Source organism: Bacillus sp. MBGLi79 (genome assembly GCF_002953915.1).
The window spans coordinates 3,011,028-3,023,871 of record NZ_CP026521.1 but is presented as its reverse complement, the minus strand read 5'-3'; the positions used below and the strand labels follow the sequence as shown (position 1 = coordinate 3,023,871).

Sequence of the window (12,844 nt, the reverse complement as noted above, 5' to 3'; positions counted from 1 at the left end):
AAGGGAGTGAGTATCCCTTGTCTTTTTTTATTTCACCTTATGTCCTCTGCGGGTTTGCACCTTATACAAAATAATCAATAAAACAAACCAGACCGGGGTGACAAACAAAGCAATACGTGTATCATTCGCCAGTGCCAATATGACAAGAATGAACGCGAGAAATGCAAGTGTTAAATAGTTGGATAATGGGTAAAAAGGCATTTTAAATTTGTTTGCTTTCGCTTCATGCTGCCTTGTTTTTCGATATTTCAAATGGCAAATCACCGTGATGCCCCAAATAAAAATGAAGCATATTGTAGAAACACTTGTAATCAGCGTGAAGACTTGCTCAGGCATTAAATAATTCAGACTAACGCCAATCAGAATGGCGACGGATGAAAAGAACAGCGCATTGCTTGGCACGTTAGAAGAAGTTAATTTCTTTAATAGTCCAGGTGCGTGATGATCCTTTGCAAGTGAATAGACCATTCGGCTGGTGCTGAATAAAGCGCTATTTGCAGCTGACGCGGCTGATGTTAATACAACAAAATTGATCAAACTGGCAGCCACAACGATGCCTACTGCAGAGAAGACCTGAACAAATGGGCTTTCGTTTGGATTCAACACATTCCAAGGATAGATACACATAATCACGAAAAGTGCGCCAACATAAAAAAGTAAAATCCGGACAGGGATTTGATTGATGGCTTTAGGGATCACTTTTTGGGGATTTTCTGTTTCACCTGCTGTCAGGCCGACCAGTTCAATACCCACGAAAGCGAAGACGACCATTTGGAAAGATAGGATAAACCCATGCCATCCATTTGGGAACATGCCGCCGTGGCTCCAAAGGTTGGTGAGGCTGGCAGGGCCGGAAGCTGCCGAAAAACCTTTCGCAATCAGGAAAATACCAGTTACGATCAGAGCCAGTATGGCAATGACTTTGATCAATGCAAACCAAAATTCTAATTCTCCGAAAAGTTTAACGGTGGCAAGGTTCATGATCAGCAGGATAATAAGCGCAAGAAGGCCGGGCAGCCATTGAGGCACATCGGGCAGCCAATATTGCGTATAAATGCCGACCGCCGTTAAATCAGCCATCGCGAGGGAAATCCAGCAGAACCAGTAGGTCCACCCAGTAATAAATGCTGCCATGTTTCCTAAATAGTCCCTTACAAAATCCACAAAAGAGTGGTATCCCGCATTTGATAAGAGCAGTTCTCCGAGCGAACGCATAATGAAAAAGCAAAATACGCCGGTGATCAAGTAAGCAAATAAAATGGATGGCCCTGCAAAGTGGATGGATTTACCTGACCCTAAAAATAAACCTGTACCGATTGCACCTCCAATCGCCATTAATTGTATATGCCTGTTTTTAAGGCCTCTAGACAATTTCTGTTGCTGGCCAAAATTGTCTTTGCTAGAATTGCCTATCAATTTTATTTTCCTCCAATAATAAAAAGATGAGTAAAGTTTTAACGGATATTATAACATTTAAAAGAGGAGATGCTTTTATTTTTAAATTTTAAAACTATTTTGAGTTTATGAATAAAACTTGCAGTTCTATTGAATAACAAAATAAACAGGAACGTCATTTGGACGATCTGATAGGCTATTTTTTAATAGGCATCGATTTGGACCATTGTATGCCCGCTATAATGGTGGCCTGCAGGGGATATCGGAGATTTTTCTATCCTAGGTGAATGGCTGTAAGACATCATCATTGCTGATAAGTTTACCGAATCATTAACTTTCCAGATGTATTGTAAAAATGAAGAATTTTTGCATATCGTGCTACTGCGGCGAACACATAGAGTGACCGCCCTTTTTAATTGTGAATAAATCTCCTGGAGGTATTTAGGAAATTTGTCCTGAGCTATAAGGTTCATTTTTTATCATTGATGATTTTGACATCATTACATTCCTCAAGAATGATAAACTGTTTACTGATTATTACTTTTGAAGGGGACTTGCCCTCAAGAACTGCGAATCTATCATACTAAGATGAGATGCAAATGGTTCGAAATATAAATATATACGCATAAAAGTCAGCTTTGTCAATCTGCTATAGAGACCTTTTTGAACGATGCAGATCATCTCAAGGCGGACAATAAAATTCGGAATATTCTTGTTAAAGGCTTATCTAATAAGGACAAAGGATGATAGACGTGAAAAGAATAGATAAAATATACCATCAGCTCATGCATAATTTTCATGATTCAACCTTAGATCATCTTTTAAAAATACAAGGGAATTCAGCAAAGGAAATTGCTGAGCAGTTGAAAATGGAGCGGTCCAATGTCAGCTTTGAGCTGAACAATCTTGTCCGGACCAAAAAGGTCATCAAAATTAAAACGTTTCCTGTGCGCTACATCCCAGTCGAGATAGCAGAAAAGGTATTCAGCAAGAAATGGGATACAGGGATGATGGAAGTGAAAGACCTTAAGGTGTTTTCTGGGGATTTAAAACAGAATCATCAACACATTTCCACGAATCCTCTAGAGCTTATGATTGGGGCAAAAGGGAGTTTGAAAAAAGCGATCTCCCAGGCAAAAGCAGCTGTCTTTTATCCGCCTAACGGTCTGCATATGCTCCTCCTAGGGCCGACTGGTTCCGGTAAATCCCTTTTTGCGAACCGAATTTACCAGTTTGCCATTTACTCTGACATTTTGAAGGCCGGCGCACCATTTATTACATTTAACTGTGCAGATTACTACAACAACCCTCAATTATTGCTTTCTCAATTATTCGGACACAAAAAAGGTTCATTTACAGGTGCCGCCGAGGATAAGGCAGGTTTAGTCGAACAGGCCAATGGGGGCATTCTGTTTATGGATGAAATCCACCGTCTCCCTCCTGAGGGACAGGAAATGCTGTTTTATTTTATTGACAGCGGTTCTTATAACAGGCTTGGAGAATCTGAACATAAACGAACATCGAACGTATTGTTTATTTGTGCGACTACAGAAAATCCGAGTTCTGCCCTATTGAAAACATTTTTGCGAAGAATCCCAATGACCATTCATATTCCTTCGCTTGAAGAGCGATCGCTTAAAGAAAGAGTGGAGCTGACAACGTTTTTATTAGGGAAAGAAGCAGAGCGGATTAAGAAGAATCTCAGTGTGCACATCGATGTCTATAATGCGCTTATTCATTCCGCGAAATTTGGGAATGTCGGACAGCTGAAATCAAATGTCCAGTTAGTTTGCGCACACGGTTTTTTGCATAACCTTGACAGAAATGAGGTTATTGAACTGACGGTTCGGGATCTGCCTGATGAAATCAAGCAAGAATGGATGTCCAGCAGCAAAAACATGCAAAGAAGCAAAGCCATTTCAGAATATGTCAATATTACAACGATTATCTCTCCAATTGTAGAAGATGAAACAACAAAAATTGACGAAGACCTCTCCTTTAACTTATATCATTTGATCGAGGAAAAAGTAAAAACGCTTATGAAAGAAGGTTTATCCAAAAAGGATATTAACCAATACATCTTGACTGATGTCCATTTGCATGTCAGAAGTTTTTTTCATCATCAAGCCTTTCAAAAGGACAGCCTGCTGACATTCGTTGAAGATGACGTGATTCAAATGACAAAACAGTTAAAAGAAATAGCTGAACATGAGCTGGATTGCACATTTGACCGTAAATTTATTTATTTCTTGAGTATGCATATTGACGCATTTTTAAAGCGCGGAAAGCAAATTGATGTCTTAAATACACAGGAGACGGATGAAATTCGTGATACGCACGTGAAAGAATATCGGGTGGCGATGATTTTTAAAGATAAAATTCAGGAATATTTTAAAGTGGCTATTCCTGAAATAGAAGTCATCTACTTAACGATGTTAATCCATTCCATCAAATCGTTAAAGGAGAACAAAAGAGTCGGTATTATCGTTGCTGCTCATGGAAACAGCACGGCGAGTTCAATGGTTGAAGTTGCGACAGAACTGCTAGGGAGCACGCCGATTGCAGCAGTTGACATGCCGCTTTCTGTTTCACCTTCGGACATTATTGAATGCGTAGCGGAAAAAATGAAACAGGTTGATGAAGGTGAAGGTGTTTTAATGCTGGTAGATATGGGGTCGCTTGCAATGCTGGAAAGCAGGCTGGAGGAAAAGACTGGCATTTCAATCAAAACGATCAGCAATGTTACGACCTCAATGGTGCTGGATGCTGTCAGAAAGGTCAACTATTTGAATTTGAATTTGCATGCGATCTATCAATCGGTTACGAAGGATTTTATCGAGTTATGGGAGCGACAGCCAGCGGCAGCCGACAAAAAGAAGGCTTTGGTATCCATCTGCACGACAGGCAGCGGAACGGCCAAAAAGCTGGAAGACATTTTAACCACGATCGTAAACAAGGCCTCCGATACCCCGATTCACATATTGACCGTATCATCGATTAAACTGGCCAACAGCATAAAAGAAATCGAAAAAGAGTATGAAATCCTTGCCACAGTCGGAACGAAGGACCCTAAAATGAATGCTCCGCATATATCCTTAGAAGTGTTAATTGAAGGGGAGGGAGAGAAGCTGATTCAACAGGCGATTACAAATGGAAGCATTCCCTTGAGCAATGGATTAAATGAAGCAAATATTATTGTCAGGGAGCTTTGCGAGGATAGCTTGAAAAAGTATCTTGTCTTCTTAAATCCCCATCATGTAACCGAAATGTTAGTAGAGTGGCTGCAAACCGTTCAAGATGAGCTGGGTGTCATTTTCAATAATGCCGTTTTGATCAAAGTCATTATGCATACAGCTTTCGCCTTTGAAAGGGTAATTAAGCAGAATCCGATCGCTTTCTCGGAGGAAGAAGAAATTAATGATCAGCTGAAGGAAATGGTGAACGTCACAGAGCGGACACTAGCCCCTTATGAAGAAAAGCTCGGACTTCGCATAAGTGATGATGAAAAATTATTTATAGCCGCCATATTTGCTGAAGAAGTGCATGGCCATCTGTTTTAAAACCAGTTTTTTCATATGAACCTGTATTAAATGGAACACCATTTTAATACAGGTTTATTTTTTTCGTTTTAAGTGTTTCAACAACAAACTGCAATTGGCTGAAATATCAATGAAAACGCTTAACACAAATGTGTTGGCACGATCCTTGCATTATATATGGATGTACAAAACAGGAAAGGAGCAATAGATATGATTTCAGTTATTATCAGTGGTCATGGAGATTTTCCCATAGCATTAAAAGAGTCTTCAGGGATGATATTCGGTGAAGAAAACAACCTGATTGCAGTGCCGTTTTTTAAAGGGGAAGGGATTCAAACGCTGCAGGAAAAATATCATCAGGCGCTCAAGGAAATTCCGGAAGAACATGAAGTGCTTTTTTTAGTCGATATTTTTGGAGGGACGCCATATAACGCGGCAGCTTCCATCATTGCTGAGGATCAAAGAATGGATATGGCAGCCGGCGTAAACCTGCCGATTCTGCTGGAGGTATTAAGCTTGAGAGAACATCTGGATCTCAAAGCTTTGCTGAACAACTTAAAAGCGATGAGTCAGCAAAGCTTTCAAGTGTGCAGTGAACATTTAGAAAAAGTAAAAACAGCCAATCAAGATACAAGAGAGGATGAATTATGATGAACATTGTGTTAGCAAGAATTGATGACCGCTTTATTCACGGCCAAATCCTGACTAGGTGGATTAAAGTACATGCGGCCGACCGAATCATCGTTGTCTCCGATGATATTGCTCAGGACGAAATGAGAAAAACGCTGATCCTTTCTGTTGCGCCTTCAAATGTTAAGGCGAGTGCCGTCTCTGTTTCTAAAATGGCAAAAGCCTTTCATAGTCCGCGCTATGAAGGAGTAACAGCCATGCTCTTGTTTGAAAATCCGTCCGATATCGTAGCCCTCATAGAAGCAGGCGTACCGATCAAGACCGTAAACGTCGGGGGAATGCGTTTTGAAAATCAACGCAGGCAAATCACAAAATCAGTCAGTGTCACAGAGCAAGATATAAAGGCATTTGAAACATTAAGTGACAAGGGCGTGAAACTGGAATTAAGGCAGCTGCCTTCAGATGCCAGTGAAGATTTTGTACAGATATTACGGAACGTAACAAAATAATCAAGGGGATGAGAATATGTCTTCATTACAAATTATTTTGTTGTTAGTCATTGCAGCAATCACCGGAATCGCAAGTGTATTGGATGAAGGGCAGACACACCGGCCGCTTGTGGCCTGTACGCTAGTTGGCCTGGTGCTCGGGGATTTAAAAACGGGGATTATCCTTGGAGGCACACTGGAGCTGATGGCGCTCGGCTGGATGAACGTCGGGCTTGCCATGGCGCCTGATACGGCGATCGCCTCTGTCATCTCAACCATTTTAGTTATTACCGCTGATCAGGGAATTGGCGAAGGGATTGCTGTCGCTGTTGCTTTGGCAGCTGCGGGTCAGGCGCTGACGATTTTTGTTCGGACGATCACTGTCTTTTTCATTCACCGCGCTGACAAATATGCAAAAGAAGGAAATATAAAAGGAATTGAAATTATGCATATTACCGCGATGGTGTTTCAAGCTTTGCGCGTCATGATTCCTACATTGATTGTTGCTTTAATTAGTGTCAGCGCTGTTCAGGCATTCCTAGGAAATATTCCTGATGTCATTACAAAAGGACTGCAAATAGGCGGAGGCATTATTGTGGTTGTCGGGTATGCCATGGTGATCAACATGATGAATATTCCTTACTTAAAGCCATTTTTCTATATCGGTTTCTTATTAGCGGCGTTTACCGATTTTAACTTAGTGGGATTCGGAGCCCTTGGTCTCTGTCTGGCGCTTTTATACCAGCAGATGATGCAAAAACAAAGCGCTCACGGAGCAGTCGCGGCCGCATCAGACAGTGGCAGTGTTGCTGTTTATGATGACGATGATGATGATCTTGATGCCTAAACGATGAGGGGGGAAGAAAAAAATGGAGAAAGAAAAACGATTAACGAAAAAAGAAATTTTCAGCATGTTTATTCGTTCAAATTTTTTGCTCGGTTCCTTTAACTTCGAACGTGTGCAGGCAATGGGATATTGTTACGTCATGATACCGGCGATCAAAAAATTGTACGCTCCCGGAGCGAAAAGAAACGAAGCCTTGCAGCGCCATTTGGAATGGTTTAATACACATCCGTGGCTGACAGCGCCTATATTTGGCGTGACGGCAGCCATGGAAGAAGAAATGGCGAACAATAAAGGAATTGATGGAAAAGCGATAAGCGGAATGAAAATCGGTTTAATGGGGCCAATAGCGGGTGTAGGCGACCCCATTTTCTGGGGAACGATTCGCCCGGTCTTAGCTGCCTTAGGAGCCTCTCTTGCTTTAGGAGGAAACATTGCCGGCCCTTTGCTATTCTTTTTCTTGCTGAATGCCATAAGGTTAAGCACAAAATATTACGGATTAAAGTATGGCTATGTGAAAGGAATGGAGATTCTTCAGGATTTAGCGGGGAATCGTATTCAAAAGCTTACAGAGGGCGCTTCGATTCTCGGGTTATTTGTTATGGGGGCCCTCGTGTCTAAATGGACCACCATCAACATTCCAATCGTTGTATCCAGAATTAAGGATGAAAGCGGAAAAGTAGATGTTCAAACGGTACAAAATGTGTTAGACAGCATTATGCCGGGTGCGCTGCCGCTCGGATTAACGTTATTGGTGGCTTGGATGCTGCGCAAAGGGGTGAACCCTCTTCTCATTATTTGCGGCATCTTTATCATCGGGATTCTCGGGTATTGGGCTGGATTCTTAGCATAAGCTGTGTGAAGGAAAAAGAGAGAAACTGCAGCAGTCTTTTGAGATATAAATGATTCGGATAACAGCGAAACAGAAGAGAATTTCCAAAAACGGACCAGCTTATGCAGCAGTCTCTCTTGAAAGTGTTCAAACATGAAGAGAGGAGCGAAGGAACAAATGAAAAAGAGACTGATTCAAGTCATAATCATGTTCACCCTGCTGTTGACTATGGCATTTTCGGCGGATGCAGCCGATTCAAGCTACTATGATGAGGATTACCGTCCTCAATATCACTTCACACCGGAGGCAAACTGGATGAATGACCCAAACGGAATGGTATATTATGCGGGGGAATATCACTTGTTCTATCAATACCATCCATACGGGCTTCAGTGGGGGCCCATGCATTGGGGGCATGCCGTCAGCAAAGATTTGGTTACATGGGAGCACCTTCCTGTTGCGCTGTATCCGGATGAAAAAGGCACGATTTTTTCTGGAAGCGCAGTTGTAGATAAAAATAACACAAGCGGTTTTCAAACAGGCAAAGAGAAGCCGCTTGTGGCCATTTATACACAGGATCGGGAAGGCCATCAAGTGCAAAGTATTGCCTATAGCAATGACAAAGGCAGAACATGGACGAAATACGCAGGCAACCCTGCCATTCCAAACCCGGGTAAAAAAGATTTTCGCGATCCAAAAGTCTTTTGGTATGAGAAAGAGAAAAAGTGGGTGATGGTACTGGCAGCTGGTGACCGAATTCTCATGTATACATCAAAAAATCTGAAACAGTGGGCGTATGCAAGTGAATTTGGACAGGGACAAGGAAGTCATGGGGGAGTATGGGAATGTCCGGATTTATTTGAGCTACCGGTAGATGGCAAACCGAATCAAAAAAAATGGGTCTTGCAAGTCAGTGTCGGAAACGGAGCGGTTTCGGGAGGATCAGGCATGCAATATTTCGTAGGGGACTTTGATGGAGCTCATTTTAAAAATGAAAACCCGTCAGACAAAGTTCTCTGGACGGATTACGGCAGAGACTTTTACGCAGCTGTATCCTGGTCCGATATTCCATCCAGAGACGGCCGGCGGCTTTGGTTAGGTTGGATGAGCAATTGGCAATATGCGAATGATGTTCCGACATCTCCATGGAGAAGTGCAACGTCTATTCCAAGAGAGTTAAAATTGAAAGCGCTTACCAAAGGGGTTAGAGTTATCCAAACACCAGTAAAAGAGCTGGAAGCCATTCGCGGGACCTCTAAGAAGTGGAAGAATCTGAGCATATCACCTGCAAGTCATAATGTGTTAGCGGGGCTATCTGGAGATGCCTATGAAATAAATGCAGAATTTAAAGTAAGCCCTGATTCAGCTGCTGAATTTGGTTTTAAGGTCCGAACAGGAGAAAAGCAATTTACGAAAGTCGGCTATGACCGAAGGAACGCCAAACTGTTCGTTGACCGGAGCAAGTCAGGCAACGTCACCTTTAATCCGGCCTTTGACACCGGAAAAGAAACAGCACCGCTGAAGCCGGTAAATGGAAAGGTTAAGATGCGCATTTTTGTTGACCGCTCCTCGGTTGAAGTATTTGGGAATGACGGACAGCAGGTTATAACAGATGTCATTCTCCCAGATCGATCAAGCAAAGGGCTTGAATTATATGCTGCAAATGGTGGTGTAAAGGTAAAATCTTTAAGGATACACCCTTTAAAAAAGGTATGGGGAACGTCGCCTTTTATGTCCAATGTAACCGGCTGGACGACGGTAAATGGCACGTGGGCCGACACAATTGAGGGAAAACAAGGGCGGTCGGATGGCGATTCCTTTATCTTGTCTTCAGCATCCGGGTCAGACTTCACTTATGAATCTGATATCACCATTAAAGATGGAAAAGGGAGAGGGGCAGGAGCACTCATGTTTCGCTCTGACAAAGATGCCCAAAACGGTTATCTTGCCAACGTGGATGCGAAACATGACTTGGTGAAATTCTTTAAATTTGAGAACGGCGTTGCTTCTGTCATTGCTGAATACAAAACGCCGATCGATGTTAATAAAAAGTATCATCTGAAAACAAAGGCCAACGGTAATCGTTTTACAATTTATTTAGATGATCGTCTTGTGATTGATACCAATGATTCCACATTTTCAGAAGGCCAATTTGGTTTGAATGTGTGGGACGCGACTGCTGTCTTTCAGAATGTAAACAAGGAGTCTTAATTTTTAAGAAGGCATAGATCTGAATAATCTGTGCCTTCTCGTTATTTCAACAAATTAATGATTCGCGGTTACATGCTTCCAAATCATCTTAGAAAATCCGTATCAATGTTAATCTGTTTACACTCATGAGGACCGAAAGATGAAAAACAGTGCTCATAGCGACTAAAAAAAGCTGAGGAGCAGTTTTGGTCTATCAATACTGTTCCTCAGCAAATCAATCATTGTCTATTAAAGGGTTGGCAATTGGATCGCCGTATCAATATTTTGTAAATTCAGCTTGACTTGCTCGTCTGTATTCCAAGGATGGTACCAGCCTTTTTCTATCATATAGCTTGAGAGTTGTTCATGCATATCGAGTGCTTCTTCCAAATGGCGGATAAGGACCTCTTTTACTTCAGGCGTTCCGGCTTCAGTGGCTGCCATCGCATAATTTCTGACTCCGTTTTTTGCTGAAATTAATAAGTCCATAGCAATGATTTGGTCTGTCAGAACATTCATGCCTGTTAGATATTCAATGATTGGATTCATTATTCACTCATCTCCTCATTCTTGCTTTGCATTAGATAAAATAGCGGCAAATTCCTGCAGCTGCCGGGTGGTGATGTCAACGTCTTGCTGCATGATTTCTTTAAGCTTCGGATCAGATACCAATGCTTTCATTGTTTTAGATTTCGTCAAACAGAGGGTCTTGAAAGCAGTCATTTCCTGGACCTCAAGCAGTTCATGTAAGGCGTATTCCATTTCTGTCACCTCCGTTTTTTAAGGCTTTAACACAACTTTGATACAATCATCCATTTTTGCATCAAAAATGTCATAGCCATGCTTGGCTTCACTAAGCGGCAGAACATGGCTGACAACATCTCCCGGATCAATTTTGCCCGTTGATACGAGTTCAAACATGTACGGCATATAGTGGATTACAGGAGCCTGTCCAGAGCGTATATTGATGTTACGCTGCATGATATCTCCTAACGGAAAACCGTTATATCTGCCTCCATACACACCTGTAATTTGTATGGTTCCTCCTTTGCGAACAGCCTGGGAAGCAATGACCAATGCACTCATCGTTCCCCCATGAAGCTTTAACCCGCTGGCTAGGAACTCGAGGTCGCTCATTTTCCCATCCATCCCAACAGCGTCAATGACTACATCCGCTCCGCCTTTCGTAATTTCCTTTAAATAATTCCCTGTATTCTCATGGTCTTCAAAATTAACGATTTCTACTTTGTTTGTGCGTTTCGCATGCTGTAAGCGATAGTTTACATAGTCAACTGCTATGACGCGTTTTGCGCCTTTTAGCCAACAAAACTTTTGAGCAAACAGGCCGACTGGTCCGCAGCCGAGAACGATTACAGTATCGCCTTTTTTTACGCCGGCATTGTCAACACTCCAAAAGCCGGTAGTCATGGCATCGGCAATCACGCTTAATTTCTCATCGGGCTCCTCACAAGATTCAGGAATTTTAAAATGGGTAAAATTCGCAAAGGGCACTCTTAAATATTCAGCTTGGCCGCCTGGATAACCGCCAGTTTGCCCTGAATAGCCGAAATAAGCACCCATTTCCCCATTGTCATTAGACTGATCACATTGGCTTTCCAGCTGGTTTTTACAAAAAAAACATTCCCCGCATGCTATATTAAAGGGAATAATTACCCGATCTCCCTTTTTTAGTTTAGTCACATCAGAACCAACTTCTTCGACGATTCCCATCGGTTCATGGCCGATGACGTAGTCTTCTTGCATATTCGGAATGAATCCATGGATTAAATGTAAATCTGATCCGCAAATGGCTGTACTAGTGACTTTGATAATCATGTCATCGGATTTTTCAATCTTTGGATCGGGGACATCTTTGACAACAACATTTTTAATGCCTTGATACGTTACTGCCTTCATGCTGTAAAACCTCCAGTGTTAGTGTTCATCAGGTGTCCGGTCAAACATCCCTTTTCGATTTGTTTCATCAGGAAAGAGGTTCATATTGCCGACCATGATCGTGTTTTTTGCAGAGAGCTGATCCAGCTTATACTGTTCGCTCAGCTCATATGGATGGAACCATTTTTTGCTGATCATCAGTTCTGTAATCTCTTGGTGCATCGCAATTCCTTGCATCAGCTGTTTTCGCAGCAGGGCTCTTACATCTGGTGAAGCGGTTTCTGTCAAAGCTACAGCAGTATTCCGTACGCCTTCCTTAGCTCGTATAAGAAAATCCATCGCGAATGTAGTGTCTGCTAGTTCAGGCACATTCAGCGAATTAATGGGGTCTAAATGATCATTATTCAAAGAGGCTTACCTCCCTTTCAATTGATGATTGGCGTTGGGCGGCTTTGAGGGACAGGGGCCTGAAATGAGGCACGCTCATAAACCGCTTGTAATTCAGTAAGGTCTTGAATGGATTGCTGCACATCTTTTTGCATCAAGTCCTTCAGTTCTTGGTCAAACACAAGTCCTTGCATTAACTTTGATTTCGCTATACAAAGTGTTTTAAAGTTCACGATTTCATGTAAGTCTACAGCTTCGTGAGCTGCTAATGTTTGATGATCCATATTGATGCAACCTCCTTTTATCAACGTTACATTTCCCAAAATGAAGTTGAAGCATACAGAAAGAACACTCGGTATTATTTTTTGTTTATGTAGGAACGCTGTTTTTGCTCGTTAGCGTACATTTCTCGACATGGAATAAACTGCACTTTAAATGGTGAGTATATTTTGAACCTGAAAGACGAGTGAAGTTTTTTATGGAAACTTGACATCATGCTGTCAAGTTTCTTTTTGTATCATTAAAATGTATGACCAGTAAAAAGTATTTTTTATAGGAGGCACATAATATGAAGCTGCCGCAAATTAGACTTTTGGTGAACGATTTTAAGAAAAGCGTCGAGTTTTATAAAGATTCATTAGGA

13 protein-coding genes and 2 pseudogenes are annotated in these 12,844 nt (G+C 41.9%); 8 read left to right on the top strand and 7 right to left on the bottom strand.

The genetic code is table 11. The features are described 5' to 3' along the window. Positions 1-27 precede the first annotated feature (27 nt). Both C1T29_RS15420 and C1T29_RS24860 read right to left on the bottom strand, forming a co-directional pair. The gene (locus C1T29_RS15420; protein ID WP_015251593.1) at positions 28-1,416 is read right to left on the bottom strand and encodes an amino acid permease; all 1,389 of its coding nucleotides are present in this window, start codon (positions 1,414-1,416) and stop codon (positions 28-30) included. 38 nt (positions 1,417-1,454) lie between these two features. Further along, positions 1,455-1,520 (bottom strand): annotated as a pseudogene (locus C1T29_RS24860) (hypothetical protein); the annotation flags it as partial. A gap of 627 nt (positions 1,521-2,147) precedes the next feature. On the opposite strand from C1T29_RS24860, the gene levR reads away from it, so the two are divergent. The 7 genes from levR (at position 2,148) to sacC (ending at position 9,939) form a co-directional block, all read left to right on the top strand. Next, positions 2,148-4,955 (top strand): transcriptional regulator LevR, encoded by a 2,808-nt coding sequence (gene levR, locus C1T29_RS15415; RefSeq protein WP_103749960.1) that lies wholly within the window; start codon positions 2,148-2,150, stop codon positions 4,953-4,955. 189 nt (positions 4,956-5,144) lie between these two features. Beyond that, a complete protein-coding gene (levD, locus tag C1T29_RS15410) occupies positions 5,145-5,585 on the top strand; it encodes a PTS fructose transporter subunit IIA (protein WP_103749961.1) in 441 nt (146 codons plus the stop codon). Then, entirely contained in the window at positions 5,585-6,073 is a 489-nt protein-coding gene (gene levE / locus C1T29_RS15405) for a PTS fructose transporter subunit IIB (RefSeq protein WP_103749962.1), read from the top strand. The genes levD and levE overlap by 1 nt, the downstream gene beginning before the upstream one ends. Before the next feature lie 16 nt (positions 6,074-6,089). Beyond that, on the top strand, positions 6,090-6,899 hold the full coding sequence (levF, locus tag C1T29_RS15400; protein ID WP_069839581.1) for a PTS fructose transporter subunit IIC: 810 nt from the start codon (positions 6,090-6,092) through the stop codon (positions 6,897-6,899). Positions 6,900-6,921: 22 nt separating this feature from the next. Next, positions 6,922-7,749: a PTS fructose transporter subunit IID gene (gene levG / locus C1T29_RS15395; RefSeq protein WP_040082343.1), complete on the top strand. Its 828-nt coding sequence runs from the start codon at positions 6,922-6,924 to the stop codon at positions 7,747-7,749. Positions 7,750-7,850: 101 nt separating this feature from the next. Next, the gene (locus C1T29_RS24855; RefSeq protein ID WP_231516504.1) at positions 7,851-7,997 is read left to right on the top strand and encodes a hypothetical protein; all 147 of its coding nucleotides are present in this window, start codon (positions 7,851-7,853) and stop codon (positions 7,995-7,997) included. Next, positions 7,936-9,939, top strand: a complete 2,004-nt coding sequence (gene sacC / locus C1T29_RS15390; protein ID WP_231516581.1) for a levanase — start codon at positions 7,936-7,938, stop codon at positions 9,937-9,939. The genes C1T29_RS24855 and sacC overlap by 62 nt, the downstream gene beginning before the upstream one ends. Before the next feature lie 228 nt (positions 9,940-10,167). Here sacC and C1T29_RS15385 read toward each other — a convergent pair whose 3' ends face one another. From C1T29_RS15385 to C1T29_RS15365, 5 genes are read right to left on the bottom strand one after another with little or no spacing between them, the layout of a single operon-like run. Next, complete coding sequence (locus C1T29_RS15385; RefSeq protein ID WP_069839579.1) at positions 10,168-10,467, bottom strand: spore coat protein; 300 nt, start codon at positions 10,465-10,467, stop codon at positions 10,168-10,170. Between the two features lie 15 nt (positions 10,468-10,482). Then, positions 10,483-10,680 (bottom strand): hypothetical protein, encoded by a 198-nt coding sequence (locus C1T29_RS15380; RefSeq protein ID WP_069839578.1) that lies wholly within the window; start codon positions 10,678-10,680, stop codon positions 10,483-10,485. 18 nt (positions 10,681-10,698) lie between these two features. Next, positions 10,699-11,835 carry a zinc-dependent alcohol dehydrogenase gene (locus C1T29_RS15375; RefSeq protein WP_069839577.1) on the bottom strand — a complete coding sequence of 379 codons (1,137 nt, stop codon included), beginning with the start codon at positions 11,833-11,835 and terminating at the stop codon, positions 10,699-10,701. Between the two features lie 18 nt (positions 11,836-11,853). Next, positions 11,854-12,222, bottom strand: coding sequence for a spore coat protein (locus tag C1T29_RS15370; protein ID WP_009967868.1), 369 nt, complete (start codon positions 12,220-12,222; stop codon positions 11,854-11,856). 17 nt (positions 12,223-12,239) lie between these two features. After that, the gene (locus tag C1T29_RS15365; protein ID WP_014477469.1) at positions 12,240-12,485 is read right to left on the bottom strand and encodes a hypothetical protein; all 246 of its coding nucleotides are present in this window, start codon (positions 12,483-12,485) and stop codon (positions 12,240-12,242) included. Between the two features lie 284 nt (positions 12,486-12,769). On the opposite strand from C1T29_RS15365, the pseudogene C1T29_RS15360 reads away from it, so the two are divergent. Continuing rightward, positions 12,770-12,844: pseudogene (locus C1T29_RS15360) on the top strand (VOC family protein); the annotation flags it as partial.

Coding starts and splice junctions, on each gene's coding strand:
- C1T29_RS15380 (WP_069839578.1), bottom strand. CDS start 10,680: ATGGAATACGCCTTACATGAACTGCTTGAGGTCCAGGAAATGACTGCT.
- levG (WP_040082343.1), top strand. CDS start 6,922: ATGGAGAAAGAAAAACGATTAACGAAAAAAGAAATTTTCAGCATGTTT.
- levD (WP_103749961.1), top strand. CDS start 5,145: ATGATTTCAGTTATTATCAGTGGTCATGGAGATTTTCCCATAGCATTA.
- C1T29_RS24855 (WP_231516504.1), top strand. CDS start 7,851: ATGCAGCAGTCTCTCTTGAAAGTGTTCAAACATGAAGAGAGGAGCGAA.
- C1T29_RS15375 (WP_069839577.1), bottom strand. CDS start 11,835: ATGAAGGCAGTAACGTATCAAGGCATTAAAAATGTTGTTGTCAAAGAT.
- C1T29_RS15385 (WP_069839579.1), bottom strand. CDS start 10,467: ATGAATCCAATCATTGAATATCTAACAGGCATGAATGTTCTGACAGAC.
- levF (WP_069839581.1), top strand. CDS start 6,090: ATGTCTTCATTACAAATTATTTTGTTGTTAGTCATTGCAGCAATCACC.
- levE (WP_103749962.1), top strand. CDS start 5,585: ATGAACATTGTGTTAGCAAGAATTGATGACCGCTTTATTCACGGCCAA.
- sacC (WP_231516581.1), top strand. CDS start 7,936: ATGTTCACCCTGCTGTTGACTATGGCATTTTCGGCGGATGCAGCCGAT.
- C1T29_RS15365 (WP_014477469.1), bottom strand. CDS start 12,485: ATGGATCATCAAACATTAGCAGCTCACGAAGCTGTAGACTTACATGAA.